Annotated in this window: 5 protein-coding genes; all 5 read left to right on the top strand. The window is 65.6% G+C overall.

The genetic code is table 11. The annotated features are described in order from the left end of the window. Nucleotides 1-668: 668 nt before the first annotated feature. The gene (locus AB0M88_RS52810) at nt 669-1481 is read left to right on the top strand and encodes an SAM-dependent methyltransferase (protein WP_364116108.1); all 813 of its coding nucleotides are present in this window, start codon (nt 669-671) and stop codon (nt 1479-1481) included. A gap of 31 nt (nt 1482-1512) precedes the next feature. Continuing rightward, a complete protein-coding gene (locus AB0M88_RS52805) occupies nt 1513-1638 on the top strand; it encodes a hypothetical protein (RefSeq protein WP_364116105.1) in 126 nt (41 codons plus the stop codon). A gap of 77 nt (nt 1639-1715) precedes the next feature. After that, entirely contained in the window at nt 1716-2075 is a 360-nt protein-coding gene (locus tag AB0M88_RS52800; protein WP_364116102.1) for a hypothetical protein, read from the top strand. Beyond that, nucleotides 2072-2509 (top strand): hypothetical protein, encoded by a 438-nt coding sequence (locus AB0M88_RS52795; RefSeq protein WP_364116100.1) that lies wholly within the window; start codon nt 2072-2074, stop codon nt 2507-2509. Before AB0M88_RS52800 ends, AB0M88_RS52795 begins: the two co-directional genes overlap by 4 nt. A 760-nt stretch (nt 2510-3269) precedes the next feature. Beyond that, complete coding sequence (locus AB0M88_RS52790) at nt 3270-4856, top strand: AIPR family protein (protein WP_364116097.1); 1587 nt, start codon at nt 3270-3272, stop codon at nt 4854-4856. Nucleotides 4857-4946 lie beyond the last annotated feature (90 nt).

The raw sequence follows: 4946 nt of genomic DNA, 5'->3' as shown, positions 1-4946 counted from the left end.
CCCGGCCGGCCCCGCTGACCCGGCCGGCCCCGCTGACCCGGCCGGCCCCGCTGACCCGGCCGATCCGGATGATCCGGGTGATCGGGGTGATCGGGTCAAGTCCTGCGAGCGGGCAGATAGACCATTACCTGGTCGGGCTGGTCAGGCTGGCACGGTCGGCCGCTGCCGGCGGGCAGACCGGGCAACGCCCTGGGTCAGGTGGCTCCGTCGACCGGGCCGGTCCTGCCGATCAGGTCGAGCATGTCCGTCCGGTCGGCGATGTCGGCTCGGCCGGGCGGTCCCATCGGCGCCGACGGGCGATCGGGCACCGCCGCCGGCCCGGCCAGCACCGCCCGTCGGCCAACACCGCGGGCCGTGGGGGACACCACCCCGCCATGTCGGCCAGGATCACCGTGGCGTAGCAGATGGTCGTGACGGGCCGCAGTCGGGACTTGCCGAGAGGATGCCGCGGGAGGGCCTGCCCCTGGTTTTAGGTTTCATGGCTTGGCGGACCGAGGCGACCTATCACTCGGACGTGGCCGATTGCCGAAACGTCGGCATCGGGTGCGATGCTGGCGTCGACCGGCGGCGAGGGTTGCGGGCATCGATATGGTTGCTTCGCGTGGTCGACGAACGTGGCACCGCCGCCGTCCGTCCGGATGCGGTCCTGGATCGAGAGGGTTGGGGTCATGCCAGAGGAGACGGGGGTCCCCGGCGTTGACACGAGCCGGCCGAGCGTTGCCCGGATGTACGACTACTACCTCGGTGGCAAGGACAACTTCGCCGTCGACCGCATGGCCGCCGACTCGATGATGGCCTCGGTCCCCGAATCGGTGCAGATGGTCGCGTCCAACCGGGAGTTCCTCGTCCGGGCCGTGCATCACCTGGCCGCCGAGGCGGGGATCCGGCAGTTCCTCGATATCGGCTCGGGCCTGCCGACCCGGCGCAACGTTCACGAAGTCGCGCAGGCCGCCGCCCCGGGCAGCCGAATCGTGTACGTCGACCACGATCCCCTCGCCGTGGTGCACGGCCAGGCGTTGCTGGCGGTCAACGAGAACACCCGCTACATCCAGGGCGACCTTCGCGAGCCGCGGAAGATTCTGGACGATGATCGGGTACGCGAGTTGCTCGACTTCGACCAGCCGGTCGCGGTCCTGCTTGTCGCCGTCCTTCACTTCATCGGTGAGCACGATGACCCCGCGGGCATCCTGGGCCTGCTGCGAGAGCGCATGGCGCCGGGCAGCTACCTCGTGGTCTCCCACATCCTCGACGACCCTCGCCCCCACGAGATCGGCCGGATTCTCAACGCGGCCGGCGCGCCCCGATGGTATCCGCGCACCCGCGAGGAGATTCTTCCGTTCTTCGAGGGCTTCGAGCTGATCGGCCCGGGGCTGACTCTGCTGCCGCACTGGCACCCGCCGGGTGCCGAACCGACCGGAACGCAGCGCGACGGCGCAAAGGAACTGCGTTGGCAGGTAGCCGGGGTCGCAAGCCGCAGCTGACAGTAGTGGCGCGCCTCGGCCGCTAGGAGGGGTGGCCGGGGCGCTGCCGGACCGGATCGGGCTGCCACCGTACGGCGCGCTGCACGTCGGCGACCGGTCCCGCCTCGGTGCGGCGTCTGTGCTGTTCAGCGGCGGCGGCAGCCGGTTCGGCGGCTGAACCGACGACGCCGATGAGTACGCGGTGGCCGGCGCCGGCTCCGACGCCTACCGGGTGCTGACGGTGGGCCTCGACTCATGGGACGAGCGGACGTGACGCTGTCGCCGGACGGCCGTACGGTCGCGGCGCCCGCGTTCGACGGGGACTCGCCGCGGCTGCACCTGTTCGACCTGACCGGCGGCGTGACCCGGACACTCGACCTGAAAGTGCCCGGGTCGCAGCACAGCAGCCCGATCGGCTGGTCGCCGGACAACTCGTCGCTGATCGTCGAGGACGCCGCCTCGAGCGGCGCCGACGTGTTGGGCATCGTCACGGTCGCGGACGGGCGCTGGACCAAGCTCGCCGACATCGACTCCGGTGACGACAGCGCGGTGACCGTGGCTGGTCGCCGGACGGGCGGCGGATCGCCTATCAGGCGAAGAACCAGATCCACGTGACCGATCCGACCGGCCGGGCGCTGGCGACGTTCCCGGCGCCGGCCGGGCTGGTGCTGGCCGGGAAGGGCGCGTGGACCCCGGACGGCCGCGGGCTGGCCGTGGTGCCAACGCCGCCCGACCACGACTGGCCGATGCGCTACCTCGATCCGGCCACCGGCGCGGCGCGCTCCGGCCCGGTCCTGCCCCGGATCACCACCACCACCACCGAGCAGCGCGCCACCCTGCTCGGCTGGCAGCCCGACGGTACGGCCCTGGTGCAGCGCGGCACGATGATCCTGGCGCTGGCCCCCGGCGCGTCGAGCCAGCGCACCGTGCTGACCGCGCCGCCCGAGGTGAGCACAATCGACGTGGCAGCCGACGTCATTTTTCCGGTCGCACGCGCCACGCGAACCCGCCCGGGTCCTTCGGCCCACGGTTCTGGATCGGCGCAGTGATCTTGGTGATCGTGTTGTTCGGCGTACGGCTGGGGTTGATCCGAAGGCGGCGGAGGGCACGGAGTCAGCCGATCAGACCCGGCGCCGGGGCGGGCCAAGTGGCCCCGCGCTTCGCGCAATCCGATCCCACCTGAAGGTGCCCCGGGCGGGTCTCCGAGAACACCTCACACGTCGGGAGGCCCGCGCCGGCCTGGCCAACTCGTCATTGAGGAGCATGTAGTGCTGAGGCGGAGGCAAGGGTAAAGAGCCTTCCCCGCGTGGCAACCTGCTAAATCCGGTCGTCCGCAGGTTGAGAGGTTCCCGGTGTCTCAAGATTTCATGTCCGAAGTCAGGACGTTTGTCAGGCCGGACATACGCTCCGATCTGCGCGCCGGTCACGACGTGCCAGTGAGATGTCTATGTACAGGCTTGACGGGCACGACAATCCACCGGCGCCGTGTCGCGGCAGCGCACGGGTTGGGTCGGAGATGAAAGCCATTAAGTCGAGACCTGCAGACATCTCTCTGAGCGCATCCTCAATCAGTCGCCATCCCTGCTCCTGCGGCAAATGATCTCCAGGTTTTTAGGTAACCCTCGTCCCTCCATACGAGCTTGATTCATTTTGCAGCTGGTGCCAGTGTGGACTCAGAACGTGCCGTCACGCTGGGCCCAGGGCGACCGCAGCAACGAGACGGGACGAGGCGCTGACTGAGTCGGGGGAAAGTTGACCTCATCGCACACCTCAAGGCCTAATACAAGCTCGTCATCAGCGCCGCGCCAGGTGAGGCTCATCGAAACGGCGTTGCGCCGGGAGTTCGACGGCTTGATCGACATCTCAGACATCACCAACCCCGACGCTGGCGAGCAGGCTCGCAACTTCGCGTCCCGCGCACTGGCCGCCCTGCTGGTCCGGCAGAGGTCCGGTTGCGGGGCTGCAGAGGCAGCGGATCTGGTGGTCGACGGACGCGATGATTACGGCATCGACGCCATAGCGATTGGTCAAGCTAGTCCGCACCTTTGGCTGATTCAGACAAAATGGAATAGAAATTGGCAGGCGAGCATAGGCGTCGCCGATGCATTGAAAATGGTGGAAGGGCTGGAGAAACTCGACCATCAAGACTACGGTCCGCTGAACGCTAAATTGCAGGCTCTGGCACCACGCATCAAGGGCGTCCTCGACCAAGAAGACGCACGCATCACTCTTTTGATCGGGCTGATGGGAGTCCAAAGCCTGTCAGGGGATGTCGCGCGGCGCCTAGATGAGGCATGCGCACGGTTCAACGGCTTCGGGCCCATGCTCGACTACGAAGTTTGCTTAGCGCCTGAGGTCTGGAATATCGTCCAGGCCGGCATTACGCCTCCAAAATTCGACCTTACGGTTAAGATGCACGAGTGGTTCAGGAGGGCTTACCCTTTCGATTCATATTCGGGCAGCGTGCCAGCCGGTGAGGTAGCAGGGTGGCTAGAAGAGCATGGTGACCGACTCTTTGAGGGAAACATCCGAAAGTCCCTCGGCATAACGCGTGTCAATCAATCGGTCGTCGAGACGCTACAAGTTGACCCAAGCCGCTTCTTCTACTATAACAACGGCATCACCGTTCTTTGCAAGAGTATCGAAGCTACACCATTTGCTCGAACATCTCCAGATGGCCCCATCAGCCTAAAGCTCATCGACGCCAGCGTAGTAAATGGCGCCCAAACCGTATCCGCAGCCCTGGAGGCCATGAAGCGTAATCCCGAGACCGTAGGATCGGCGTTCGTAACGGTGAAGGTGATCGCCACCGGAAGCGACCCAGACGACATCGCCACCCAAATCACCAAGGCGACCAACACGCAAAATCACGTAGAGCGGCGTGACTATGTCGCACTGGATCCGGTGCAATTCAATATCAGGGATGATTTCGCGCTAACCTTGCAGAAGACCTACACAATCAAGCGAGGTGAGATCGAACCTCCCCCAGAGGCCGGTTGCTCTGTCGTTCACGCGGCGATCGCACTGGCCTGTGCTCATCACAACCCCGAATTGGCCGTCCGAGCGAAACGCGACCCGGATTTGCTGTGGGAAGAGGGTCCGGCAGGCGCGTACCGGTTGCTGTTCCATCCCCAACCTTCCGCACTCCAAATCTGGCGCTCCGTACTGCTGCTTCGCGCTGTCCGAACTACGTTGCACGAGAGCCGGACGCAGTGGGAAGGCCGCGCAGGTTCGATCGCTGAGCACGGCGAATTCCTTATCGCCCATCTTGTCTTCCAGGAACTGGGGCGCGAAGGCGTCGATAATCCCGATTTCGAGTGGGACGATGTGCTCGGTCAAGTTCCTGAGGCTGCTCAAAACGCAGTTCGCCGACTCGTAAACGCCGTTGACGCGTAACTGGATAGGTGTCGTTGATCTTTCAGTGCCGCGGAGGGCTCTGAAAGCGTTGACTATTCGTGCCTGCCGAGTCCGCGCCGTCGTATGACG

Origin of the sequence: Actinoplanes sp. NPDC051411 (genome assembly GCF_040682075.1) — a bacterium.
GTDB lineage: Bacteria > Actinomycetota > Actinomycetes > Mycobacteriales > Micromonosporaceae > Actinoplanes.
The sequence above is the reverse complement of the archived record's forward strand: the minus strand, read 5'-3'. Positions and strand labels throughout refer to the sequence as shown.

Coding starts and splice junctions, on each gene's coding strand:
- AB0M88_RS52810 (WP_364116108.1), top strand. CDS start 669: ATGCCAGAGGAGACGGGGGTCCCCGGCGTTGACACGAGCCGGCCGAGC.
- AB0M88_RS52800 (WP_364116102.1), top strand. CDS start 1,716: ATGGGACGAGCGGACGTGACGCTGTCGCCGGACGGCCGTACGGTCGCG.